A 24,263-nucleotide genomic window follows, 5' to 3' on the forward strand; every position below is an offset into this window, starting at 1 on the left:
CGCGCTTCTGATGCTGGTCGAGGGGCGCACCGGTTTCGCGCCCTTCGGTATCGGGTTGCTGGCGGTGCTGGCGATCCTGATGTTGATCGCCGGCCGGGTGCAACGGCCCGGGCGGGGCGGGGTCCTGCCGCCGGTTTTGCTGGGGCTGGCCCTGCTGGTCCTGTGGGAGGTGGGCACCCGCGCCTACGAGGTGCCCGCGGTGATCCTGCCCCCGGTCAGCGCCATCGCGGTGCGGTTCGCGTCGAGCCTGGACATCCTGTGGCAGGACTTCGTGCAGACCTTCGTAAAGGGGGCGTTGTCGGGCTATATCATCGGCTGCGGCGCGGGGTTCCTGACGGCACTGGCCTCTGACCGCTCGCCCTTCCTGCAGCGCGGCTTGTTGCCGGTGGGCAATTTCCTGGCGGCGATGCCGATCATCGGCACGGCGCCGATCCTGGTGATGTGGTTCGGGTTCGACTGGCAATCCAAGGCCGCCGTTGTCGCGGTGATGTGTTTCTTTCCGATGCTGGTCAACACCGTGCAGGGGCTGAAGGCGACGGATTCGATGCAGCGCGACCTGATGCGCACCTACGCGGCGAGCTATGGGCAGACGCTGGTCAAACTTCGCTTGCCAGCCGCGGCCCCCTTCGTTTTCAATGGTTTGAAGATCTGCACCACTTTGGCGTTGATCGGCGCCATCGTGGCCGAGTTCTTCGGCTCTCCCATCCGGGGCATGGGCTTTCGCATCTCGACCGAGGTGGGGCGGCTGGCGCTGGACATGGTCTGGGCCGAGATCGTGGTAGCGGCCCTTGCGGGCTCTGCCTTTTACGGCGTGGTAACGCTCCTGGAGAGAGCGGCCACGTTCTGGCACCCGTCACAGCGCCGGGGCTGAGGTTCAACAAGGAGAGAAGTCATGAAGAAGATTCTTGCCACCGCCCTCGGGCTGGGAATCGCCAGTGGGGCCCAGGCGGCCGATGACGTCACGCTGCAATTGCAATGGGTCACCCAGGCGCAGTTCGCGGGGTATTACGTGGCGCTCGACAAGGGGTACTACGAGGAAGAGGACCTGAACGTCACCATCAAGCCCGGCGGCCCGGACATCGCGCCGCCCCAGGTGCTGGCGGGTGGTGGCGCGGACGTGATGCTGAACTGGATGCCCTCGGCCCTGTCGGCGCGGGAAAAGGGCTTGCCGGTGGTCAACATCGCGCAACCGTTCAAGTCGAGCGGGCTGATGCTGACCTGCTGGAAGGACACCGGGATCGAAACCCCCGAGGATTTCCGAGGCAAGACCATCGGCGTCTGGTTCTTCGGCAACGAGTACCCGTTCCTGAGCTGGATGAGCCAGCTGGGCATTCCCACCGACGGCTCGGACGACGGGGTGACGGTGCTGAAGCAGGGCTTCAACGTGGACCCGCTGCTGCAGCGCCAAGCGGACTGCATTTCGACCATGACCTACAACGAGTACGGGCAAGTGCTGGACGCGGGTGTCTCGCCCGAGGAGCTGGTCACCTTCAAGTACGAGGATCAGGGCGTGGCGACCCTTGAGGACGGGATCTATGCGTTGGAGGAGAACCTGGAGGACCCCGCTTTCGTGGACAAGATGGTGCGGTTCGTGCGCGCCTCCATGAAGGGGTGGAAATACGCCGAGGAGAACCCCGACGAGGCGGCGGAGATCGTGCTGGACAACGACGCGACGGGTGCGCAGACGGAAAAGCACCAGAAGCGGATGATGGGCGAGATCGCGAAGCTGACCGCCGGTTCCAACGGGGCGCTTGACCCGGCGGATTACGAGCGGACGGTGGCCACACTGCTGGGCGGTGGTTCCGACCCGGTGATCACCAAGGAGCCGGAGGGCGCCTGGACCCACGTCATCACGGATGCGGCGTTGAACTGAAGCCAATTCGTGCCGGAAAAGGGGAGGGGCCGCCGCTGGGTGGCCCTTTGCTGTTTGGGGGCGTCGGGTCTTGTCATTGGCGGACGGGGGTGCGGGTGGTGGTTGTCGTTGCCTCCGGCGGGAGTATTTGGGGAGTAAAGTGGGGGGCGATATCGATCGGCGCGGGGGCGGTGCCCGCGGCGGCTGGTCCCCGGGGTTGGCAAGCGGCATAACGTTGCCTATGTGGAGCGACTTGTCGGCGCGATGGCGCGCTGGCCATACTCAGCCGCGAACAGGAGGCCCCGATGACCAACGCAGAGCAGATCGCCTGGGATGACAGTGTGCTTCCGTTCCAGCTGGACGCCGTGGACATGCGCGGCCGCGTGATCCGGCTGGACCGGACGTTGCAGGATATCCTGAGCCAGCACAATTACCCCGCCCCGGTGGCGGAGCTGGTGGCCGAGGCCGCATTGCTGACCGCCCTGATCGGGCAGACCATCAAGCTGCGCTGGAAGCTGTCGTTGCAGATCCGCGGCGACGGGCCGATCCGGCTGATCGCCACCGATTACTACGGCCCCGAGAAGGAGGGCGAGCCGGGGCGTATCCGGGCCTGGGCCTCGTTCGACGAGGCGCGTTTGCCGGACCACACGGGCACGCCCTTCGAGGGGATCGGCAAGGGCATGTTCGCCATCCTGATCGACCAGGGGCAGGGCATGGTGCCATACCAGGGGATCACGCCGCTTGCCGGGGGCTCGCTCGCCGCTTGTGCGGAGACGTATTTCGCGCAGTCCGAGCAGTTGCCCACCCGCTTCACGCTGGGCATGGCGGAGTCCTTCGTGCCGGGCCAGGAGTCGACCTGGCGTTCTGGCGGGATCATGTTGCAGCACATGCCCAAGGCCTCGCCCTTTGCCAAGGGGGAGGCCACCGGCGAGGGCGGGTTGCTGACCCGGGACGATATCCTGGGCGGGGACGAGGCGGAGAACTGGAACCGCGTCAACCTGCACCTGGATACGGTGGACCTGACCGAGCTCGTGGGACCGCATGTCACCCCGGATCGCCTGCTGCTGCGCCTGTTCCACGAGGAGCAGCCGCGCGTCTTCGACCCTCAGCAGGTGCGCTTCGGCTGCACCTGCGGGCCGGAGAAGGTGATCCAGTCCTTGTCGATCTATTCGGCCAAGGACATCGGGCACATGACGACGGAGGACGGCAAGGTCACCGCCGATTGCCAGTTCTGCGGCGCGCATTACGAGTTCGAGCCCGACGAGCTGGGGTTCGAGGCCAAGCGGTGACCCCTTGCCAGCGCGCGGGGCAGGGCACATCTTGAACCCCATGCTGGATGGACCGCTTACCGTGGATACCCTGTCCCGGGCGCTTGCCGCGCCCGGGCTGGAAAAGAGTTCCGACTACGACCTGAACCCCGAGATCTGGGCCGGGCTGCCGCCGGTGCGCAAGCTGAAGCCGGCGGCCGTCCTGGTGCCCTTGCTTCAGCGGGACAGCGGTTTGCAGGTGGTGCTGACGCGCCGCTCGCGCCGGTTGAAGCACCACCCCGGCCAGATCGCCTTTCCCGGCGGGCGGGTGGACCCCGACGACGCGACCCGCTGGGACGCCGCCCTGCGCGAGGCGGAGGAGGAGATCGCCCTGCCGCGCGATGTGGTCAGCCCTCTAGGCGTGCTGAACCGGCATGAGACGGTCACCGGCTTCGACGTGGAGCCCCATATCGGCCTGATCGAGGGCCCGGCGGACTTCCACCCCGCCGAGGCGGAGGTGGCGGAGGTGTTCGAGGTGCCGCTGTGGTTCCTGCTGGACCCGGCGCATTACCAGACCCACACGCGCCGCTGGAACGGGATCGACCGGCGCTACTACGCCGTGCCCTGGGGGCCGTATTACATCTGGGGCGCCACGGCGCGGATGCTGAAGGGCCTATCGGATCGGGTGAGCGGCGCGTGACCCGGCTGGACACCGACTGGATCAGGGATACGGGCCCCCGCGCGGTGCTGGATGCGCTGTGCGATGCGGGGTTCGAGGCCTATTACGTCGGCGGCGCGGTGCGCGATGCGCTGCTCGGGCGGGCGGTGACGGATATCGATGTCGCGACCAACGCCCCGCCCGATGCGGTGACGGCGGCGATGGACGGCGCGGGGCTGAAGACCATCGCGACCGGGATCGAGCATGGCACCGTCACCGTGCTGAGCGGCATGCCGGTCGAGGTGACGACCTACCGCCGCGACGTGGCCACCGACGGGCGGCGCGCCACGGTCGCCTTTTCCGAAACTCTGGCCGAGGATGCGGCGCGGCGCGATTTTACGCTGAACGCGCTCTACGCGGATCGCGACGGCGCTGTTATCGATCCGCTGGGCGGGCTGGAGGATCTGCGCGCGGGCAAGGTGCGCTTCATCGGCGACGCCTCCCTTCGGATCCGCGAGGATGGCCTGCGCGTACTGCGCTTCTTCCGCTTTTTCGCGCATTACAGCCCCGCCGGCTCCGCCCCGGATGAGCAGGGTTTCGCCGCCATCGCGGCGGCGGGCGATGCCCTGCGCCCCGTCAGCAGGGAGCGCATCGGGGCCGAGATGACGAAGCTGCTGGCCGCGCCGGACCCCGGTGTCGCCGTGCAATCGATGGCCGGGGCGGGGGTGCTTCAGGCCGCGCTTCCCGGCGCGGACCCAGGCGTGTTGCCCCGGCTGATCGCTGTCGAGCAGGCGGAAGGAGTCACGCCCGACTGGCGCTGCCGCCTTGCCTGCCTTGGCGGCGACACGCCGCTCGAGTCCTTGCGGCTGTCGCGCCGGGATGGGGCGACGCTGACGGCAATGGCGGAGGTCCGCGCCTCGGCCACGCCGTTGGAGGTGGTCGCGGAAATGAAGGGCGCGGATATCGCGACCCAGGGCGCGCTGCTGCGCGCGGCGGATGGGCAGGCGCTGCCGGAGGACTGGCGGACGCGGATCGCCAAGGGGGCCGCCGCGTGCTTTCCGCTGAGCGCGGCGGACCTGATCGGGCATTACGGCGAGGGCCCCGCGCTGGGCGCGGCGCTTGCAGCGTTGCGCGCGGCGTGGCGGGACAGCGGCTTCACGCTGGATCGCGACGCCTTGCTGGAGATTGACAGCCGCGCCCGCGTCTGAGCAAGGATGCCCGTCAGCATACCGGACCCCGCCCATGATCCTCGACCCGCTTTACGCCTTCGTCTTTGCCGGATTGTTCTCTCCGGGGCCGAATGTCGTCATGCTCATCGCCTCGGGGGCGCGGTTCGGATTCCAACCGACGCTGCCGCATATCCTGGGCGTGGCGGCGGGTGTCGGGATCACTGCCGGGCTGACCGGGCTGGGGCTGGCCGAGGTGTTGAACCGCCTGCCAGGCATCCGGCTGGTGTTGCAGGTCATAGCGGCTGGGTGGATCTTCTACCTGGCGTGGCGGCTGTTCCGATCCTCCCGCATGGCGGAGGCGGACCCGGATGCGCGGCCTTTCACCTTTCTTCAGGCGGTGCTGTTCCAATGGGTGAACCCCAAGGTCTGGGCCATCGCGCTGGCGGCGGCCACGCTGTTCCCGGGCGACGGCGTGCCGCTGAGCCAGGGCGCGCGGCTGGCGGTGGCGTTTGCCGGGATCAACCTGGGCGTCTGCCTGTTCTGGACCTTCGCGGGGCACAGCCTGACCCGGTTCCTGACGCGGCCCGCCCTGTGGCGCGGGTTCATGACCGTGATGGCTGGGGCGCTGGCGGCGTCCGGCCTGCTGGTCTTCCTCTAGGCGCGGCTTTTCTTCCCGAATCGTCGAAAATGTGAGAACATTGCGCGAACATATGGGGGGGGAAGTCATGTCTGTCGATACATTGAAGACCGTGGCCAGCACGCTGGTGGACTATTGCCGCACCGGGCAGGAGGCGAAGGGCCTGTCCGAGTTGTACGCGCTGGATGCGACCTCGACCGAGGCGGGGCCGGGGCCGGACGGGGGCGATCCGCTCAGCAATGGGGTGGACGCGATCCGGGGCAAGCACGCCTGGTGGGCCGAGAATTTCGAGGTGCACAGCATCACGGTCGACGGGCCCTACCTGCACGGCGACAAGAGTTTCGCTGTGATCTTCGAGATCGACGCCACGCACACGGCCTCCGGCCAGCGGCAGGCGATGAAGGAGGTCGCGCTCTATACGCTGAATGACGCGGGCAAGATCATTGCAGAGGCGTTCTTCATGTCGGCGGGCTAGGCGGATCCTCTTCTCGCGCGTGGCTGGTGGCCGGGCGCGCGAGCCAGTTCCGTTCCACGACCTCGATCAAGGGGGAGACGAGGAAGGGCAGGAAAAGCAGGCCGAACGCCGCGATATGCGCCGCGATCAGCCAGCCCCAGCCCAGGAATTCTATCCATTCAAACAACATCCGGTGCATCCCCTCTTCGGTGATGCGTGGAACGTAGCGCGCGCGGGCTGCAGGGCGCTGCGGCATCGCGCCCCGGTCGTGAGCTGTTGATTGGGGTTAATCCGGATCCAGCCGTCGGGGGCCGCTGCCCTCGTCCCCGAGCTGGTCGCCGGGGTTGTGCAGGGGGCAGTCCGAGACGGACAGGCAGCCGCAGCCGATACAATGGTCGAGCTGGTCGCGCAGCTTTGTCAGACGCTCGATCCTGTCGGTCAGCTCGCCCGCCCAGACACGGCTCATCGCGGCCCAGTCGGCCGCGGTCGCCGTGCGCCCCTTGGGCAGCGCGTCCAGCGCCTGGCCGATTTCCGCGAGCGGCACGCCAAGGCGTTGCGCGGCCTTGATGATCGCCACGCGCCGGAGTGTCGTGCGGTCATAGCGGCGATGGTTTGCCGCCGTGCGCCAGGCCGCGATCAGCCCGATGCTTTCGTAATAATGCAGCGTGGATACGGGTACGCCCGCGCGGGACGCCAGTGCGCCGACGGACAGGTCGGCGGCTACGGGTTTGCGTGGGGGCATGGGTCTTGACCTCAAGTTCGCTTGAGGTGGCAGGTTAGGCACATCAGAGCGATTCGATCAAAGGATAGGATGATGCGCGACCCCGCCGATGCCCCGCCCCGGCACAAGCGATTGGGCCTGATCGCCCGGCTTATGCGACTGGACAGTTCAGCGCGCCAGCGTCACGGATTGGCGCAGCTGTCCGATCACATGTTGCGGGACATTGGCCTGGACCCCGGCAGACTGCGCAAGGGCCGCCGGTGGTAAGCGCAGGTGGTGATCGGCGGCGTCAGGGCCACTTTGCGACGGGCGGCAGGCTCATCAGGACGGCTTCGGGGTTGTGCCCCGTGTGCAGGCCGAACTGGGTGCCCCGGTCGTAGACCAGGTTGAACTCGGCGTAGCGCCCGCGTTTGACCAGCTGCCAGTCGCGGTCGGCTTCGGTCCAGGGTTCCTTCATGCGCTGCTCGACCAGGGGCACGAAAGCATCGATGAAAGCGGTGCCGACGTCGCGGGTGAAAGCGAAATCCGCTTCCCAGTCGCCGGTGCAGTGATCGTCGTAGAAGATCCCGCCAACGCCGCGCGGTTCGTTCCAGTGCTTAATCATGAAATACTCGTCCGCCCAGGCCTTGTAGCGGGGGTAATACTCCGGGTCGTGGGCGTCGCAGGCGCCCTTCAGCGCGGCGTGGAAATGGGCGGTATCTTCCGCCACCTCGACCATCGGGTTCAGGTCCGCGCCGCCGCCGAACCACCAGGTGCCCGGGGTCCAGAACATCCGCGTGTTCATGTGCACGGCGGGGGTCTTCGGGCTTTGCATGTGCGCAACCAGGCTGATCCCGGCGGCCCAGAAGCGCGGATCCTGGTCGAGGCCCGGGATTTCCTTGCGCGCGGTCAGCGAGCGGCGCGCCGCGTCTCCCAGCGTGCCGTAGACGGTGGAGATATTGACCCCGACCTTTTCGAACACCCGCCCGTCGCGCATCACCGACATCACGCCGCCGCCGGCGTCTTCGTCCCCTTCGCCCGCGCGGCGGGTTTCCTTGCGGGTGAAGCGCCCGGCGGGCTTGTCCGCGTGGGGGCCGGTGTCCTGGGCGTTCTCCAACCCCTCGAAGGCGGTGCAGATCGCATCGCGCAACTCTGCGAACCAGGTGCTGGCACGGGTTTTGCGGGTGTCGAAGTCGTCAGAGCTCATCAGTGGGTTCCTTGCGCGAAGATGCGCTTACTCAAAGGGGTGGTGGGGGAAGTGTCAACCGGAGCGGCGTTGCGCCCGGGTGCGGCGGGGGAACGAGGGGCCAGCCCCTCGTGCTCCCCGGGATATTTGTGGACTTTGGAGGGGGGCGCGCGTTTTCAGGCCATTTCGGCAGTGTCGTAATCCACGTGCAGGTGGTTGCCGTCGGGATCCCAGATGTTGACCTGCACGATGGGGAAATCCGGCACCTCGACGATGCGGTAGCGTTCCCCGGCGGCGTCGAGCTTCGCGATGAAGTCCTTGTAGCCGGTGGCGCGGAAGGCGCCGTGTTCCAGCTTCAGGTCCTTGCCGGGGTCGCTTGGGGTTTGCGGCACCTCGACCAGGTGGACGAGGGGCTGGCCGTTGGCGTAGAGCCATGCGCCGGGGATGGAGAAGCCGGGCCGGGGGCCGGTTTCAAACCCGAGGATGTCGCGGTACCAGGCGATCATCCGGTCCAGGTTGGCGGTGCGGATATTCAGGTGGTCCAAACGTTCGATCATGGGCAGCCCCTTTCCGTGGAGGTCCATGATAGTGCCGTCGCGCGCCCCGCCGCAATGGAGGAGCGCGCCGGGTCTGCGTTATTCCGCCGCCTTGGCGGAGGGGTTGTTGGGATGCGTCGTCCAGTTGGCGTAGGTATCCTCGACCACGCGGCCGGTGCGCGGGTCCGTCGCGCCGGCGGGCATTTCCTCCATCGTGATGCAGTCCTCCACCGGGCAGACGTTGACGCAGAGGTTGCAGGCGACGCATTCCTCGTCGATCACCTCGAAGGTGCGGTCCGCCGACATGGAGATCGCCTGGTGCGAGGTATCCTCGCAGGCCGCGTAGCAGCGCCCGCACTTGATGCAGAGGTCCTGGTTGATCTTCGCCTTGGCGACGTAGTTCAGGTTCAGGTACTGCCAGTCGGTCACGTTGGGCACCGCGCGGCCCTGGAAGTCGGCTAGGGACTCGTAGCCCTTTTCGTCCATCCATTCGGACAGGCCGGAGATCATTTCCTCAACGATCTTGAAGCCGTAGGTCATCGCCGCGGTGCAGACCTGGACCGAGCCGCAGCCGAGCGCGATGAATTCCGCCGCGTCGCGCCAGGTGGTGACGCCGCCGATGCCGCTGATCGGCATGCCGCGGGTTTCCGCGTCGCGGGCGATCTCGGCCACCATATTCAGCGCGATGGGTTTGACCGCCGGGCCGCAGTAGCCGCCGTGGCTGCCTTTGCCGTCGATCGAGGGTTCGGGGCTGAAGGTGTCTAGGTTGACGGAGGTGATAGAGCTGACGGTGTTGATCAGGCTCACCGCGTCCGCCCCGCCCGCGTGGGCGGCGCGCGCGGGGTAGCGGATGTCGGTGATGTTGGGCGTCAGCTTCACGATCACCGGCATGCGGGTGTTCGCCTTGCACCAGCGCGCCACCATTTCGATGTATTCCGGCACCTGGCCCACGGCGGAGCCCATGCCGCGCTCGCTCATGCCGTGGGGGCAGCCGAAGTTCAGTTCCACCGCGTCGGCGCCGGTATCCTCGACTCTTTCGAGGATGAACTTCCAGGGGGCTTCCTCGCAGGGGACCATCAGGCTGACGACCATGGCCCGGTCCGGGTAGTCGCGCTTGACGGCCTTGATTTCCTGCAGGTTGGTTTCGAGCGGGCGATCGGTGATCAGCTCGATGTTGTTCAGGCCCAGAAGCCGGCGGTCCGCGCCCCAGACCGCGCCGTAGCGGGGGCCGTTCACGTTGACGACATGCGGGTCGAGGCCGAGCGTCTTCCACACGACGCCGCCCCAGCCCGCCTCGAACGCGCGGCGGACGTTGTATTCTTTGTCCGTCGGCGGGGCGGAGGCCAGCCAGAAGGGGTTCGGGCTTTTGATGCCCACGAAGTCTGTTCTGAGATCGGCCATGGCCACACTCCTTGGGTTAGAGATCCAGCATCACCTCGAAGCCGGCGAAGATCATGCGTTTGCCGTCGAAGGGCATGTCGCCAATGTCCCGCAGGCGGGGGTCATTCATCGCGGCGGTTATGTTCGCGTCATGGGTGGCCTTGTCGGGCCATTCCTGCCAGCCGATCACCACGGTTTCGTCGTCGCCGGCCTGCACGGCCCGGGGGAAGGATGTCATGGTGCCCGGCGGCACCATGTCGCCCCAGCATTCGACCACCCGCGTGGCGCCGTGCTCCTTGAACACGTCGGCGGCCTGCCGGGCATGCGCGACATAGGCGTCCTTCTGCGTGGTCGGTACGGCGGCGGCGTAACACATGACGTAGGACATGTCGGGCGCTTCCTTTTCTTTCGGGCCGGTTGCGGGGGCAAAGTATACCACGGGCGGCGTTTTCAGTCAGGTTTGCGGAACAGCATCTGCACGGGGACCACGGCCCCGACGTTCATGTTGTCCTTGTGATTGCGGATCTTTTCGGGGGCGTTCGCGCCCATCATCAGGTGCGGGCCGAGCGGAGCTGGCGGTTTGGCCGGATCGGTCCTGGTCCCGGCGCTCAGGGTTTCGGTGTAGTATTCCTGTTCGAACTCGGGGTGTAGGCCCGCCTCGGCGGCGGCTTCGCGGTAGTCCTGCGGCGGGGCGAGGTGCGAGGTCGCCTCGGATTGCGCCCATGGCACCGGGAAGCGGACGGGCAGCGAGACGTCGCCGAGCATCACGTCCCACAGGGCCAGCGGCGCGCCGGGGCGCAGCACGCGCGCGGCCTCGCTGATCATCCTGCGCTTGTCGCGGATATTCATGCCGATGTGCATGATGATCGCCGCATCGACCGAGTTGTCCTTCAGCGGCAGCTCCAGCGCCGATCCGACCAGGAACTCCGTCTTGTCCGCGAAGCCGGTGCGGCGGCTGAGCTCACGCGCCACGGCGACCAGGTCGGGGGTCAGGTCGATGCCGATCGCCCGCGCGCCGGTCTGGCGCACCAGTTCGCGGGTGGTCCCGCCAATGCCGCAGCCGATGTCCGCCACCAGGTCCGAGGGAGTCACGCGCAACGCCGTGATCGCCGCGCGCGTGGCGCGCAGGCCGCCGGTGTGCATGTGTTCCAGCGGAACGATGTCCTCGGGGTTCAGGTTGTCGGGGTCCTTGCCGTCGGCCCGCAGCGCCGCCTCGATCCGGCCGAGCAGGTCGTCGGTCGTGTAATGTGCTGCGACGGCGGCCTCGAGGTCCATCAGCCGCCTCTGAGCGTTGCGTCGATATCCTCGGCCGCGTCGCGGCCTTCGGCCACCGCCGTTACGGTCAGGTCGTCGCCGCCGCTGGCGCAGTCGCCCCCGGCCCAGACCCCGGCGCGGGTGGTGCGCCCGGTGCCGTCCACGGCGATCTTGCCCCGTTCCAGGCGCAGGCCCTCGGGCGCGTCTTCGAGCGACTGGCCGATGGCCCGCAGCACCTGGTCGGCCTTCAGGCGGAAGGTTTCGCCCGTGGGCTCCAGCCCGGTTTCCCCGGCGCGGGTATAGGCGAACTCCACCTCTGCCACGGCGCCGTTGCCGTGCAGCGCTACGGGCTGGGCGTTGAAGATGATCCGCACCCCCTTGGAGGCGGCGAGGTCCTGTTCGAACTTGCTCGCGCTCATCGCGTCGGGGCCGCGGCGGTAGACCATCGTCACCTCTTCCGCGCCGAGAAGCTTGGACTGGACGGCGGCGTCCACCGCCGTCATGCCTCCGCCGATGACCACCACGCGTCGGCCCACCGGCAGCGTGGTCAGATCATCGGCCTGGCGCAGGCTGGCGATGAAATCCACCGCGTCCTCTGCACCGTCCTTGTCATCGCCCGGCACGCCGAGCGCGTTGACGCCGCCAAGCCCCATGCCGAGGAACACGGCGTCATGTTTTTCCGCCAGTCCGTCCAGGGTGATGTCGCGGCCAAGGGCCTTGCCGTAGTCGATGGTGATGCCGCCGATCTTGAGTAGCCAGTCCACCTCGGCCTGGGCGAAACCGTCTACCGTCTTGTAGGCGGCGATGCCGTATTCGTTCAGCCCGCCGGGTTTCGGGTGTGCTTCGTAGATGGTGACGTCATGGCCCTTCATGGCCAGTCGGTGCGCCGCCGCAAGCCCCGCGGGCCCCGCGCCGACGACGCCGACGCTCTTGCCGCTGGGTTCTGCGCGGGTGAAAGGATGCTCGCCGCGTTCCATCAGCGTATCGGTCGCGAAGCGCTGCAACTGGCCGATCAGCACGGGTTTGCCCTCGGCGGTTTCGCGCACGCAGGCTTCCTCGCACAGGGTTTCGGTGGGGCAGACGCGGGCGCACATGCCGCCCAGGATGTTCTGGGTCAGGATCGTCTTGGCCGCCGCCGTGGGCGTGCCGGTCGCGATCTGGCGGATGAACAGCGGGATGTCGATGTCGGTCGGGCAGGCGGTGATGCAGGGCGCATCGTGGCAGAAGTAGCACCGGTCCGCCGCCACCGCCGCCTCATGCGCGTCGAGCGGGGGATGTAGATCGCCGAACTGCTCTGCAAGCGTATCCGCCGGAAGCCGTCCGGCCACGATCCCGTCGGTGTGGCTGCTGGAAACCATGGCCGTTCCTTTCCCTGAAGTTCTTGTTCTTTGGAAAAAGGCTCCCACAGGTTCAAAAATTTATCAACTGGTAAAATTATTGCCCGCCGCTCAGTCCTTCAGCAAGAGCAGCAGCCCCAGCACCACCAGTGCAACGCCGGCAAGTACGCCCGCCGCTGGCCAGCCATGGCCGAGCGCGCCTTCCCACAGGATCACCCACGCCGGGGTCAGGTAGGTGTAGGCCATGACCTTCGCGCCGGGCAGGCGCAGGGCCGCGAACTGCACCAGGAAGAAGGTTACCGCGCTCGCGAACAGCGACAGGTAGAGCACCGTGATCCAGACGATCGCGGGCAGGGCGGCCCAGTCCGTCCGCACCACCGCCCCCGCGCCGAAGGTGCCAAGGCACAAGAGCGCCGCGATCAGCATGCCAAGGGTCAGGACCAGCACCGGCTCGCCCCGGCTCAGGCGCGGCACCAGCGGGATATAGGCCGCGTGGGCGATGCAGCCGATGAAGAAGATCGCCTCGCCCCGCCCGATGCGGAACGCCGCCAGGCGCGCCCAGTCGGCGTCGAAGATCACCCAGACCGCGCCCGCCGCCGCGATGGCCAGCGCCAGCGCCATGCGCCGCGTCATCACCTGGCGCATGATCAGCCAGCCAAAGCCTGCCGCCAGGATCGGGGTCAGCGTGAACACGGCGGCGGTGGAGACCGGTTTCGCCGTTTTCAGGCCCCAGAACATCATGCTGAAGTAGATCGCGAACAGCCCGCCCAGCAGAAAGAACCGCCAGGGGGCCGCGAAATGCGCCTTCCGGGCCATGCCGCCGGCCCAGACCACGGCGCCGATGAACAGGGCCGCCAGCGCGAAGCGCAGCGTGTTCAGCGCCAGCGGGTGGATCAGCGGCGCCGCCATCGCCCCGAGCGAGAAGGACCCCGCCACCAGCGCCGAGAAGGCGAGCATTGCCAGATGCCCCAGCGCCGCGTGGCGCTCGGGCAATTGCGTGCGCCAGCTGCGCGGCTCGGACGGGGTGTCGGTCATTCCTTTGTTTGACCGCTCGTTCCATTGCCGTCAATCATGGCGTATGACCCTGCAAATGATCCCTACGAACGACATAAGCACCAATGCCCTGATCGATGGGCCTGACGACGGGCAAGCCGTTGTTTTCGTGAACTCTCTCGGCACGGACCTGCGGGTCTGGGACGCGGTTTTACCGCTGCTGCCGGGGGATCTGCGCATCCTGCGCTATGACATGCGCGGGCACGGGCGTTCCGACGCGCCGCCCGCGCCCTATCACATGGGCACGCTCGTGGCGGACCTGGCCGCGCTGCTCGATACGCTCAAGGTGCGGCGCGCCGTCGTCGTGGGGCTGTCCATCGGCGGCATCGTCGCGCAGGGGTTGGCGGCCGAGCGTCCGGACCTCGTGCGGGCGCTGGTGTTGGCCGATACCGCCGCCAAGATCGGGACGCCGGAGTTGTGGCAGACCCGGATCGACGCGGTGCGCAAGGGCGGCCTTGAGGCGATTGCAGGGGACGTGATGGCGCGCTGGTTCTCGCCCCGGTTCCGCCGGGACCAGCCCGAGGCTTGCGCACTATGGCAGGCCCGGCTGACCGATACCCCGGCTGAGGGGTACATGGGCTGTTGCGCGGCGATCGCGGAAACCGACCTGATGGAAAGCACCAGCCGGTTGCGCTTGCCCGCGCTGGTCATTTGCGGCGCAATGGACGGCGCGACCCCGCCCGACCTTGTCCGAGAGACTGCGGCGCTGATCCCCGGGGCCGACTTCCGCCTGATCCCCGGCGCGGGCCATCTGCCCTGTATCGAAGCGCCCGACCTGGTTGCGACGCTGATCGGCGGCTTCCTCGATACCTTGCCGGAAGGGACCTGAGCCATGGCGACATCCGTTTTCGACAGCCCGATGTGGGGCGGGCAATACCGGGACCCCGACCTCGCGCAGCTGTTCACCGACAGCGCCGACCTGCGCGCCATGCTGCTGGCGGAAGGCGCGCTGGCGCTGGCGCAGGGCGACGCGGGGCTGATCCCGAAGGACGCCGCGACGGGCATCCACCGCGCCGCGATGACCGTGGCGCTGGACCCCGCCGCATTGGCCGCGGGCACCGCCGCCGCCGGGGTGCCGGTGCCCGCTTTCGTCGCGGCGTTCCGCAAGGCGTTGCCGGATCGCAGCATCGGGCCCTGGATCCACTTCGGCGCCACCTCGCAGGACATCATGGACACCAGCCTTGTCCTGCGCCTGCGCCGGGTGGTGGAGATCTACGACGAGCGTCTCTCAGCGCTGATCGCCACGCTGGGGAACCTGGCCGAGGCCGAGGCGGAGACGGTCATGGCCGCCCGCACGCGCGGGCAGAACGCCACGCCCACCACCCTTGGCGCGCGCGTCGCCGCCTGGGGGATGCCGCTGCTGCGCCACCGCGCGCGGCTGGCCGAATTGCGCCCGCGGCTGCTGGTGGTCTCGCTCGGGGGGGCGTCGGGCACGCTGGCGGCGATGGACGGCAAGGGGCCCGAGGTCGCGGCGGGCATGGCGAAGGCGCTGGGCCTCGGGGTGCCGGACATGCCCTGGCACAGCGCGCGCGACACGCTTGTCGAGCTGGGCAACTGGGCCGCGATGCTGGCCGGGATGCTGGGCAAGATGGGCGCGGATATCCTGTTTCAAAGCCAGAGCGACCTGGCCGAGCTGCGCGCCGGGGCGGCGGGCGGCTCCTCCACCATGCCCCACAAGCAGAACCCCGTCGGGGCCGAGCTGCTGGTCCAGCTTGGCCGCGCCGCCCCCGCGCAGCTGGCCGGACTGCACCAGGCGATGATCTTCGAGAATGAACGCGACGGCGCGGCCTGGGGGCAGGAATGGCTGACGCTGCCGCCCCTCTTGACGCTCGCCGGGCGCGGCCTGCTGAGCGCGCAGGATCTGGCCTCGACGCTGGTGCCTGACCGCGTGGCCATGACGCGCCCCTTCGCGGCCCATGGCGGCGTGATGTTCGCCGAGGCGTGCAGCTTCGCGCTGGCCGCACATATGCCCCGGCCGGAAGCGCAGGCGATGGTGAAAACGGCTTGCGCCACGGCGCTGGACACGGGCCGCCCCCTGCGGGAGGTGCTTGAGGCGGAATGCGACGCGCCGCTGGACTGGGAGGCGCTGTTCGACCCGCTGAAGAACGCCGGTGAAGCGCCGCGTTTCGCCCGCCGGTTCGCGGCACTGGCACGGGGCGAAGACGGCTGAGTCCGCCCCGTCAGGACGCCGCGAAGATATCCTGATCGTAGCTGACCCCGGCCAGGTACAGCCCCTGCGGCGGGCAGACCGGCCCGCAAGCGGCGCGGTCGCGCGCCTCGAGCGCTTTGGCCACGTCCTCGGGCTGCCAGGCGCCTGCGCCGACGCGCTCCAGCGTGCCGACGAAGCTGCGCACCTGGTTGTGCAGGAAGGACCGCGCGCGCACGTCGAAGCGGAACTCGGTCCCGTCGTCGCGGGGATGCTCGGTGATCTCAAGCCGGTCCAGCGTGCGCACCGGGCTGTCCGACTGGCAGGCGACGGAGCGGAAGGTGGTGAAATCATGCCGCCCCAGCAGGTGGCGCGCGCCTTCGCGCATTGCCTCCACATCCAGGCTTTGGCGCACCTGCCACATGCGCCCCCGCTCAATCGTCAGGGGGGCGCGGCGCACGATCAGGCGGAACAGGTAGCGCCGCTCTTTCGCGGAAAAGCGGGCGTGGAAGTCCGACGGCACGATGGCCACGGCGCGGATCGCGACAGGGTCCGGGCGCAGGTGGTGGTTCAGCGCCTCGGACAGGCGGAACGGCGTCCAATCGCGGCGCAGGTCCACGGTGGCGACCTGCGCCAGCGCGTGCACGCCCGCGTCGGTGCGCCCGGCGGCGGCGATGGTGGGGGCGTCGGGTTCCAGCTTGCGCAAGGCAGCCTCGATCGCGCCCTGAACGGAGGGGGCGTCGGCCTGACGTTGCCAGCCCGCGAAGGGGCCGCCGTCGTATTCGATCAGAAGCGCGTAGCGTGGCATGGGCTGGGGCGTACTCCGCAGGCGGGGATTTGCCAAGCCCCTGTAAATGCGCCCCGCGTGGCTTTATATGCGATAAGCCCCCCAAGGCCGAAAGGACGAGATGGCGCTGCTGACCGATCTGACCGATGGCTTGACCCGCCAGCTTGAACGCGTGCAGACCCGCACCGAGGAAGCGTTCTTCGAACCCGTCATCCGCCTTGGCGTCACGGGCCTGAGCCGCGCGGGCAAGACCGTGTTCCTGACCGGGCTGATCGCCAACCTGCTTGCGCCGGGGCGGATGCCGCAATTGCGCGCGGCGGCGGACGGGCGGCTGGTGCAGGCCTTCCTGCAACCCCAGCCCAATGACGCCGTGGCGCGTTTTGCGTTCGAGCAGCACATGGCCGCGCTGCGCGCCGACCCGCCCGAATGGCCCGAAAGCACCCGCACGATCAGCCAGTTGCGTCTGTCGCTGCGCTATGCGCCGACGGGGTTCCTGACCGGCTTCACCGGCCCGCGCACGGTGCACCTGGACGTGGTGGACTACCCCGGCGAATGGCTGCTGGACCTGCCGCTGCTGAACCTCAGCTACGCCGAATGGTCTGAAGCCGCGCTGCGCTTGGCGGAAAGCCGCCCGGAGGTGGCCGACGGCTGGCTGCGCGACGCACATGCCGCCGATCCGTCCGAACCGCTTGACGAGGTGCGCGCCCAAGGTTTGGCGGACAGTTTCACCGCCTACCTCGGCGCGGCGCGGGCGGCGGGGTATTCCGCCTGCGCGCCGGGGCGGTTCCTGATGCCGGGGGACCTCGAGGGTTCCCCTGCGCTGACATTCGCGCCGCTGCCCCCGGCCAAGGCGGGGGGCGGCTCGCTTCACGCGGCTTTCGCGCGGCGGTTCGAGGCGTACAAGCGCATCGTCGTCAAACCCTTCTACCGCGACCACTTCGCGCGGCTGGACCGGCAGATCGTGCTGGTCGATGCTCTCGGCGCGATCAACGCGGGCCCGCGCGCGGTGGAGGATCTGCGCGTGGCACTGTCGGACATCCTGCTGAGCTTCCGCCATGGCTCCAACAGCTGGCTGAGCCGCCTTATGGGGCGCAAGATCGACAAGATCGCCTTTGCCGCCACCAAGGCGGACCATTTGCATCACAGTCAGCACGACAACCTGACCGCGCTGATGGCCGAACTTGTGCAGGACGCCAAGGCGCGGGCCGATTACCGGGGCGCGCGGACCGAGAGCTTCGCCATCGCCGCGCTGCGCGCCACGGTGGAGCAGCGGATCACCCACGACGGCCAGACGCTCGACGCGGTGCGCGGCACGCTTGCGGACACGGGGCGCGAGGCGGCGATGTTCGCGGGCGCGCTGCCCGACGATCCGGGCGTGCTGATGGCCCCCGCACGGGCCGGCGCGGCGGAATGGCTGGACGCGGATTTCGCGGTGATGAAGTTCCGCCCGCCCCGCCTGTCCCTGCGCCCCGGCGACGGGCCGCCCCATATCCGCCTGGACCGGGTGGCGGAATTCCTGCTGGGGGACCGGTTGCTGTGAAACACTGGCGCTCCCTGCTGACCCGCCCGGAAAGGGCCGTGAAACCCGCAACGCCCGGTGACGCCCCGGCCTGTGCTGCGATCCTGCGCGAGTGGATCGCCGAGACGCCCTGGTTCCCGCGCGCCCACCCGCCAGAGGCGGAGGAAGGGGTTCTTGCGCAGAAGATCGCGCGGGAAACCGTGCTTGTGAGTGGCGCGCCGGTGCAGGGCTTCGTGGCGCTGGACGGGGAGTATGTCAGTTGCCTTTACGTGGCGCGGGCGATGCGCGGGCGGGGGCTGGGCCAAAGGCTGCTGGCCGCCGCGAAGGCGCGGCGCCCGGCTCTGCGGCTCTGGACGTTTGCGGCGAACACGGGCGCGCAGGCGTTTTACGAGCGCGAGGGCTTTCGCGCCGTGCGCCGCACCGACGGCGCGGACAACGCGGAAGGGCTGCCCGATATCGAGTATCGCTGGCGCGCGGAGGATCCGACATGAGCAAACCGCCGAAACCCGTCGTCATCGACGCCGACGCCCTTGGCCCGGCAGACCACGCCGTCAGCGACGCGCCCCCCATCCCCGAGGCCGAGGAGGAACGCCCGCCAGAGGGGCGCGCCATGCGCACCGCCACGCGGCTGGCCGCCCGCCGCCGCGGCCCGGTGGCGCGGCTGTTCTGGTGGGCGGTGGCGGGGCTGCTGTCGCTGATGATAGGCGCGGCGTTCTGGGATTTCGTCACCGGCCTGCTGGCGCGCAACGCGATCCTGGGGCAGGTGGCGCTGGGGCTTGCGGGGATCGTTGCCCTTGGCCTAGTGCTGGCGGCGTTGCGCGAGATCGCGGGGATCGCGCGGCTGGCGCGGGTGGATGCACTGCAGACGCGTGCCGGGGACCCGGCGGCGCGGCGCGAACGGGCGCGCGCCCTTGCCGTGTCCGACAGCATGCTGGCGCTTTACGCCGCGCGCGAAGACCTGCGCCTGCCAAGCGAGCGGCTGAAGGCGCGTCAGGGCGACATCCTGGACGCGGACGCGCTGCTGGAGGCGACGGAAACCGCGCTGCTGACGCCGCTGGACGCCGCCGCCCGCGCTGAGGTGGAGCGCGCGGCGCGCACTGTCGCCGCCGCCACGGCGATCGTGCCGCTGGCGCTGGTGGACGTGGCCGTGGCGCTGAGCGCGAACCTTGGCATGGTGCGGCGCATCGCCGAGATCTACGGCGGGCGCGCGGGGACTTTCGGCTCCCTACGGTTGATGCGCGCGGTGGCGAGCCACCTGCTGGCCACGGGCGCGGTCGCGGTGGGGGATGACATGATTTCCTCGGTGGCGGGCGGGGGTGTCGTCTCGAAACTCTCGCGCCGCTTTGGCGAGGGGGTGGTGAACGGGGCGCTGACCGCGCGCGTCGGCATCGCCGCGATGGAGGTCTGCCGCCCCATGCCCTTCGCCGCCCTGCCGCGCCCGCGCGTGACGCGGCTTGTGCAGCGGGCGCTGACGGGGATGTTCTCGCAAGGGTGAGGGCGTGGCGCGGGTTGCGGGCGCCGGACCGGGGCGCTGCCCCGGACCCCGGGATATTTTGAAACCAAGGATGGGGCGCGCCACCCTCTCTGGACGGGATCACGGGAGAGGGGTATAAGCCCGCAAATGGGACAGGATCACGCCTTTCTAGCGCGAATTATGTGCCCGGCGCTCATCCTCTGAGCGGCCGGGAAAAGGCGTATGAGACATGCCGCGCCGCCCCTTGCGATCCTTCCTGTTATCCCATGATCTGAAAGTGCTGTCCGATGTGCGCCGATACGCCTGACTACAAAGACACCCTGAGCCTGCCGCAAACCGAGTTCCCGATGCGGGCCGGCCTGCCCAAACGCGAGCCCGAGTGGCTGGAGCGCTGGGCGCGGATCGGCATCTATGACCGGTTGCGCGACAAGGCGGCTTCCGCGCCGCGCGAAAGCTTCGTCCTGCATGACGGCCCGCCGTATGCAAACGGCCATCTGCACATCGGCCACGCGCTGAACAAGGTGCTGAAGGACTTCGTTGTCCGCTCTCAGCAGATGATGGGCAAGGACAGCCGCTACGTGCCGGGCTGGGACTGCCACGGCCTGCCGATCGAGTGGAAGATCGAGGAGCAGTACCGCAGCAAGGGCAAGGACAAGGACGATGTCCCCGTCATCGAGCTGCGCCAGGAGTGCCGCAAGTTCGCCGAGGGCTGGATCGACATCCAGCGCGAGGAGTTCAAGCGCCTGGGCGTTACCGGAAACTGGGCGGACCCCTACCTGACGATGGATTTCGAGTCCGAGGCGGTGATCGCCGAGGAGTTCATGAAGTTCGTGATGAACGGCAGCCTGTACCAGGGCTCGAAGCCCGTCATGTGGTCCGTGGTGGAAAAGACCGCCCTGGCCGAGGCCGAGGTCGAGTACCACGAGCATCAGAGCCACACGATCTGGACCCGTTTCCCCGTGGTGAAGGCGGTCCATGCGCCGCCCCCCCTGGACGAGCCGACGGAGTTCGAGGGCTTTGGCCAGGACCTGCTGAGCGAACAGCTCGAGGAGGCGACGGTGGTGATCTGGACGACCACGCCCTGGACCATCCCGCAGAACCGCGCGGTCTGTTTTAACCCGACGCTCAGCTACGGCCTCTACCGTGTGACCGAGGCGGCGGAGGACAACTGGGCGAAGGTGGACGACACCTATCTTCTGGCGGACCGGCTGGTCGAGGACGTGATGGGCCAGGCCCGCGTCTCCGCCTATGAAAAAGTGCGCGCCGTTTCCGCGGACGAGCTGGAGGGGCTGACCCTGGCGCATCCGTTCCGCGGCCAGGACGGGGCGGAAGGCGAGTGGGACTTCGACGTGCCCATGCTGCCCGGTGCCCATGTGACGGACGAGGCGGGGACCGGTTTCGTGCATACGGCCCCCAGCCACGGTGCAGACGACTATGTCATCGGCGTCGAGCATGGGCTGCCGATGACCTACAACGTGCTCGAGGATGGTTCTTTCCGCGCGGACTTGCCGTTTTTCGGCGGCGCGGTGATTTTCGATCACAAGGGCCGCGAAAAGGACGCCAACAAGCGCGTGATCGACAAGCTGGCCGAAACCGGCGCGCTGATCGCGCGGGGCCGGCTCAAGCACTCCTACCCGCATTCCTGGCGCTCGAAAGCGCCGCTGATCTTCCGCAACACGCCGCAGTGGTTCGCCGCCATCGACAAGCCGCTGAACGACGGGATGGACACTTACGGCAAGACGATCCGCGAGCGGGCGCTGAACTCCATCGACCAGCTGGTCACATGGACGCCCCGCACGGGGCGCAACCGCCTGCACTCGATGATCGAATCGCGGCCCGACTGGGTGCTGTCGCGCCAGCGGGCCTGGGGCGTGCCACTGACCTGCTTCGTGAAGAAGGGCGCGAAGCCCACGGACGCGGATTTCCTGCTGCGCGACGACGCGGTGAACGCCCGCATCGCGGAAGCCTTCCGCAAGGAGGGCGCGGACGCCTGGTATGAGGACGGCGCGAAGGCGCGCTTCCTGGGCAACGACTACGACCATGACGCATGGGAACAGGTGTTCGACATCCTTGACGTGTGGTTCGACTCCGGCTCCACCCATGCCTTCGTGCTGCGCGACCGTGCCGACGGGGCGAAGGACGGGATCGCCGACCTCTACCTCGAAGGGACGGACCAGCACCGCGGCTGGTTTCACTCCTCCATGCTGCAGGCCTGCGGCACCAAGGGGCGCGCGCCCTACAAAGGGGTGCTGACCCACGGCTTCACGCTGGACGAAAAGGGCATGAAGATGTCCAAGTCGCTCGGCAACACGATCGTGCCCGAAACGGTGGTGAAACAGTACGGCGCGGATATCCTGCGGCTCTGGGTGGCGCAGACGGACTACACCGCCGACCAGCGGATCGGGCCGGAGATCCTGAAGGGCACGGCGGACAGCTATCGCCGCCTGCGCAACACCATGCGCTTCCTGCTCGGCAACCTCTCCGGGTTCGACGAGGGCGAGCGCGTGGCCCCCGCCGACATGCCCGAGCTGGAGCGCTGGGTGTTGCACCGCCTGGCAGAACTGGACGGCGTGGTGCGCAAGGGCTACGCGGCATATGACTTCCAGGGTGTGTTCCAGGCGATCTTCCAGTTCGCGACGGTGGACCTGTCCGCCTTCTACTTCGACATCCGCAAGGACGCGCTCTACTGCGATGCGCCCGACAGCGCGCGCCGCCGGGCCGCGCGCACGGTGTTGGATATCCTGTTCCACCGGTTGACGACCTGGCTTGCCCCGATCCTCGTCTTCACGATGGAGGACGTCTGGCTCGATCGCTTCCCCGGTGAGGACAACTCGGTCCACCTGCAGGACATCCCCGAAACCCCAGGCGACTGGGCCGACCCCGCACTCGCCGACAAATGGGCGCGCCTGCGCCGCGTTCGCCGGGTGGTCACCGCCGCGCTGGAAGTGCAGCGTCGGGACAAGACCATCGGTGCCAGCCTTGAAGCGGCACCGGTCGTCCATCTCGATGATCCGGATCTCGTGTCGGGCATCGGCGCTGACGACTTCGCGGACCTCTGCATTACTTCCGGCATCCGCTTTGCGGACGGGCAAGCCCCCGAGGATGCGTTCCGCCTCGACGAGGCGCCCGGAATAGCGGTGGTCTTCGCAAAGGCCGAAGGCGACAAGTGCCAGCGCTGCTGGAAGATCCTGCCCGATGTCGGCACCCACGCGCATCCCGCGACCTGCGCGCGCTGCGACGCCGCGCTGGACTGATGAGACCACGAAAACGGGCGCCATGGCGCCCGACTTCGCTCGCATCCCCTGCGGCTGTCGCTGCTTTTTGGATATTTGAAGACTTTGGAAAGGGGGCGCGGGCCCACTTTACTCTTCCAATACTCCCGCCGGAGGCTCCGGCGGCGGCCGTAGCCGGGCCCTCAGGCGCGGGCGCGCTGCGGCAGCAGCTGTTGCACGATCCCGACAAGGCTCAGGTACAGGCTCGACCCCACCAGTAGCCACGTCGCCACCGCGGGCGGCTCGAAGCTGAGCCAGACGACCCACATCGCCGATATGCCCCAGAGCAGCATGACCGGCAGGCTGACGGCCCGCCAGCGCCTGGTGCGCACCGGGTGGATGAACTTCAGCGGGAAGAACTGCGCCAGCGCGATGGCGATCATCAGCAGCATCGCGCCCCAGCTTCCGATGTCCACGGCGAAGAGCACCAGGATCACCATGTTCCAGCAGCCCGGAAAGCCGGAGAAGGACTTGTCCTCGGTCTTCATGCGCACGTCGGCGAAATAGATCGCGCCGGTGACGCAGATCATCAGGCCAGCGGCCAGGCTCCAACCCGGGTCGATCAGCGCGGCCTCCACCATCGCGTAGGCGGGGATGATGACATAGGTCAGGTAGTCGATGATCAGGTCCAGCAGCACGCCGTCCCATTGCGGGGCGTTCTTCGTGATGTTCACCTTGCGCGCCAGGGGGCCGTCGATTCCATCGACCAGCAACGCGGCGAGCAGCCAGACGAACATCATCGGCCAATCGCCGTTGCCCGCCGACAGCATGGCCATCAAAGCCAGGGCTGCGCCGAGCGCGGTGAGGATATGGACGGAAAATGCCTTGACGAAGGGTGACATGCGCCCCTCGTTACACGTTTATCTCGTCCACAGGAAGGGCGTAAGGCCCCCCGGCCCGGCGCTTTTTCCCTGAACGGCGGGCCTCAGTTCGTTGCGCCGACGCGCACTTCTTCGACCGGGTAGGCCAGGGCGTCCTGGCCCGCGAACCCGGCGTGGCAGTCATGGCAGAAGCTCTGCTTGAAGCTGAGCGGTTTGCCATTGGGCAACACGCCGGAATAGACCCAGTTGTCCGTGTCCTCAGCTTCGCCCGATGCCACCTTGGTCATGATGAATAGCGGGCCGACACGTGCTTTGCCGTCCTCGCCGAGCTTGATGCTTTCCTTGGCCAGGACCGAGCCGGCCGGCATCGCCACGCCTTCGGTTTCGAATTTCAGGTACTGCTCGGCGGCGGTCTCGTTGGCGAAGGTCAGCAGAAGCCGCTCTCCGTGCGGGCCGGCGACGGCGGGGCGTGTCGCGGTAACGGTCCAGTCGCGATAGACGGGGGCCACCGGATCGTCGCCGCTTGTGTAGCCTTCGAGCATGCCCGCCTCCATGCAGGCGTAGACTTCTGCCACGGCGGCGGCATCCAGCTCGAAGGGATCGCCCGAGGGGGCGACGCAGTCCTGTGCGGCGGCCTGGCTGGCGCCAAGGGTGAGCGTTGTCAGGGCGGCGGCGGTCAACAGCGGTGCTTTCATGGGCGTCGTCTCCTTCCTTGTGCGATGACGTCCAGGACGCCGGGAACAGCGACGGGGAGAGGCCCGCGCTCTTTCACCATGGCACG

The 24,263-nt window shown here is 68.2% G+C and carries 26 protein-coding genes; 14 read left to right on the forward strand and 12 right to left on the reverse strand.

Translation table 11 applies throughout. The features are described 5' to 3' along the window. The first annotated feature begins 79 nt into the window (after positions 1-79). From DJ029_RS04875 to DJ029_RS04905, 7 genes are all read left to right on the forward strand, one after another. Positions 80-871 (forward strand): ABC transporter permease, encoded by a 792-nt coding sequence (locus DJ029_RS04875; protein ID WP_232822987.1) that lies wholly within the window; start codon positions 80-82, stop codon positions 869-871. A 21-nt stretch (positions 872-892) separates the two neighbouring features. Further along, on the forward strand, positions 893-1,873 hold the full coding sequence (locus DJ029_RS04880; RefSeq protein ID WP_112321175.1) for an ABC transporter substrate-binding protein: 981 nt from the start codon (positions 893-895) through the stop codon (positions 1,871-1,873). 284 nt (positions 1,874-2,157) lie between these two features. Continuing rightward, a complete protein-coding gene (hslO, locus tag DJ029_RS04885; protein WP_112321176.1) occupies positions 2,158-3,141 on the forward strand; it encodes an Hsp33 family molecular chaperone HslO in 984 nt (327 codons plus the stop codon). A 61-nt stretch (positions 3,142-3,202) separates the two neighbouring features. Next, positions 3,203-3,799, forward strand: a complete 597-nt coding sequence (locus tag DJ029_RS04890) for a CoA pyrophosphatase (RefSeq protein ID WP_308860723.1) — start codon at positions 3,203-3,205, stop codon at positions 3,797-3,799. After that, positions 3,796-4,965 carry a CCA tRNA nucleotidyltransferase gene (locus tag DJ029_RS04895; RefSeq protein ID WP_112321178.1) on the forward strand — a complete coding sequence of 390 codons (1,170 nt, stop codon included), beginning with the start codon at positions 3,796-3,798 and terminating at the stop codon, positions 4,963-4,965. Before DJ029_RS04890 ends, DJ029_RS04895 begins: the two co-directional genes overlap by 4 nt. A 34-nt stretch (positions 4,966-4,999) precedes the next feature. Further along, on the forward strand, positions 5,000-5,584 hold the full coding sequence (locus tag DJ029_RS04900; protein ID WP_112321179.1) for a LysE family translocator: 585 nt from the start codon (positions 5,000-5,002) through the stop codon (positions 5,582-5,584). A 67-nt stretch (positions 5,585-5,651) separates the two neighbouring features. Beyond that, positions 5,652-6,038 carry a nuclear transport factor 2 family protein gene (locus DJ029_RS04905; protein ID WP_112321350.1) on the forward strand — a complete coding sequence of 129 codons (387 nt, stop codon included), beginning with the start codon at positions 5,652-5,654 and terminating at the stop codon, positions 6,036-6,038. Here the strand turns inward: DJ029_RS04905 and DJ029_RS04910 are convergent. After that, positions 6,022-6,207 carry a hypothetical protein gene (locus DJ029_RS04910; protein ID WP_157966270.1) on the reverse strand — a complete coding sequence of 62 codons (186 nt, stop codon included), beginning with the start codon at positions 6,205-6,207 and terminating at the stop codon, positions 6,022-6,024. The two genes, DJ029_RS04905 and DJ029_RS04910, sit on opposite strands and share 17 nt — an antisense overlap. Positions 6,208-6,303: 96 nt before the next feature. Beyond that, positions 6,304-6,759 (reverse strand): redox-sensitive transcriptional activator SoxR, encoded by a 456-nt coding sequence (gene soxR, locus DJ029_RS04915; RefSeq protein ID WP_112321181.1) that lies wholly within the window; start codon positions 6,757-6,759, stop codon positions 6,304-6,306. Between the two features lie 72 nt (positions 6,760-6,831). Between soxR and DJ029_RS22510 the strand changes: the two genes are divergently transcribed. Next, the gene (locus DJ029_RS22510) at positions 6,832-7,005 is read left to right on the forward strand and encodes a YjiS-like domain-containing protein (protein ID WP_368854660.1); all 174 of its coding nucleotides are present in this window, start codon (positions 6,832-6,834) and stop codon (positions 7,003-7,005) included. A gap of 22 nt (positions 7,006-7,027) precedes the next feature. On the opposite strand, the gene hemF is transcribed toward DJ029_RS22510, so the two are convergent. From hemF to DJ029_RS04955, 7 genes are all read right to left on the reverse strand, one after another. Continuing rightward, a complete protein-coding gene (gene hemF / locus DJ029_RS04925; RefSeq protein WP_112321183.1) occupies positions 7,028-7,924 on the reverse strand; it encodes an oxygen-dependent coproporphyrinogen oxidase in 897 nt (298 codons plus the stop codon). 155 nt (positions 7,925-8,079) lie between these two features. After that, positions 8,080-8,460, reverse strand: coding sequence for a VOC family protein (locus DJ029_RS04930; protein WP_112321184.1), 381 nt, complete (start codon positions 8,458-8,460; stop codon positions 8,080-8,082). 78 nt (positions 8,461-8,538) lie between these two features. Continuing rightward, complete coding sequence (gene preA / locus DJ029_RS04935) at positions 8,539-9,840, reverse strand: NAD-dependent dihydropyrimidine dehydrogenase subunit PreA (protein ID WP_112321185.1); 1,302 nt, start codon at positions 9,838-9,840, stop codon at positions 8,539-8,541. 16 nt (positions 9,841-9,856) lie between these two features. Continuing rightward, positions 9,857-10,207, reverse strand: a complete 351-nt coding sequence (locus DJ029_RS04940; protein ID WP_112321186.1) for a DUF1428 domain-containing protein — start codon at positions 10,205-10,207, stop codon at positions 9,857-9,859. Between the two features lie 62 nt (positions 10,208-10,269). Beyond that, positions 10,270-11,094, reverse strand: a complete 825-nt coding sequence (locus DJ029_RS04945) for a class I SAM-dependent methyltransferase (RefSeq protein WP_112321187.1) — start codon at positions 11,092-11,094, stop codon at positions 10,270-10,272. Continuing rightward, complete coding sequence (locus DJ029_RS04950; protein ID WP_112321188.1) at positions 11,094-12,431, reverse strand: NAD(P)-dependent oxidoreductase; 1,338 nt, start codon at positions 12,429-12,431, stop codon at positions 11,094-11,096. The genes DJ029_RS04945 and DJ029_RS04950 overlap by 1 nt, the downstream gene beginning before the upstream one ends. 90 nt (positions 12,432-12,521) lie before the next feature. Next, entirely contained in the window at positions 12,522-13,445 is a 924-nt protein-coding gene (locus tag DJ029_RS04955; protein WP_112321189.1) for a DMT family transporter, read from the reverse strand. A 49-nt stretch (positions 13,446-13,494) separates the two neighbouring features. Between DJ029_RS04955 and pcaD the strand changes: the two genes are divergently transcribed. Further along, positions 13,495-14,292, forward strand: coding sequence for a 3-oxoadipate enol-lactonase (gene pcaD, locus DJ029_RS04960; RefSeq protein ID WP_370445229.1), 798 nt, complete (start codon positions 13,495-13,497; stop codon positions 14,290-14,292). A gap of 3 nt (positions 14,293-14,295) precedes the next feature. Then, positions 14,296-15,633 carry a class-II fumarase/aspartase family protein gene (locus DJ029_RS04965; RefSeq protein WP_112321190.1) on the forward strand — a complete coding sequence of 446 codons (1,338 nt, stop codon included), beginning with the start codon at positions 14,296-14,298 and terminating at the stop codon, positions 15,631-15,633. A 10-nt stretch (positions 15,634-15,643) separates the two neighbouring features. Here the strand turns inward: DJ029_RS04965 and truA are convergent, their stop codons facing one another. Next, positions 15,644-16,417, reverse strand: coding sequence for a tRNA pseudouridine(38-40) synthase TruA (gene truA / locus DJ029_RS04970; protein WP_112321191.1), 774 nt, complete (start codon positions 16,415-16,417; stop codon positions 15,644-15,646). A 100-nt stretch (positions 16,418-16,517) separates the two neighbouring features. Between truA and DJ029_RS04975 the strand changes: the two genes are divergently transcribed. The 4 genes from DJ029_RS04975 (at position 16,518) to ileS (ending at position 22,643) form a co-directional block, all read left to right on the forward strand. Next, the gene (locus tag DJ029_RS04975; RefSeq protein WP_112321192.1) at positions 16,518-17,936 is read left to right on the forward strand and encodes a YcjX family GTP-binding protein; all 1,419 of its coding nucleotides are present in this window, start codon (positions 16,518-16,520) and stop codon (positions 17,934-17,936) included. A 38-nt stretch (positions 17,937-17,974) separates the two neighbouring features. Continuing rightward, complete coding sequence (locus DJ029_RS04980; protein WP_198671040.1) at positions 17,975-18,406, forward strand: GNAT family N-acetyltransferase; 432 nt, start codon at positions 17,975-17,977, stop codon at positions 18,404-18,406. Next, positions 18,403-19,410, forward strand: a complete 1,008-nt coding sequence (locus tag DJ029_RS04985) for a YcjF family protein (RefSeq protein WP_112321193.1) — start codon at positions 18,403-18,405, stop codon at positions 19,408-19,410. Before DJ029_RS04980 ends, DJ029_RS04985 begins: the two co-directional genes overlap by 4 nt. A gap of 266 nt (positions 19,411-19,676) precedes the next feature. Continuing rightward, positions 19,677-22,643 carry an isoleucine--tRNA ligase gene (gene ileS, locus DJ029_RS04990; RefSeq protein ID WP_112321194.1) on the forward strand — a complete coding sequence of 989 codons (2,967 nt, stop codon included), beginning with the start codon at positions 19,677-19,679 and terminating at the stop codon, positions 22,641-22,643. Positions 22,644-22,804: 161 nt separating this feature from the next. Here ileS and DJ029_RS04995 read toward each other — a convergent pair whose 3' ends face one another. Both DJ029_RS04995 and DJ029_RS05000 read right to left on the reverse strand, forming a co-directional pair. Further along, positions 22,805-23,503 (reverse strand): CDP-alcohol phosphatidyltransferase family protein, encoded by a 699-nt coding sequence (locus DJ029_RS04995; RefSeq protein ID WP_112321195.1) that lies wholly within the window; start codon positions 23,501-23,503, stop codon positions 22,805-22,807. A gap of 83 nt (positions 23,504-23,586) precedes the next feature. Then, a complete protein-coding gene (locus DJ029_RS05000; RefSeq protein ID WP_112321196.1) occupies positions 23,587-24,177 on the reverse strand; it encodes a cytochrome P460 family protein in 591 nt (196 codons plus the stop codon). Between the last annotated feature and the right edge of the window lie 86 nt (positions 24,178-24,263).

Source organism: Oceanibium sediminis (assembly GCF_003265325.1).
In the GTDB taxonomy this organism is placed as follows: Bacteria; Pseudomonadota; Alphaproteobacteria; order Rhodobacterales; family Rhodobacteraceae; genus Halovulum; species Halovulum sediminis.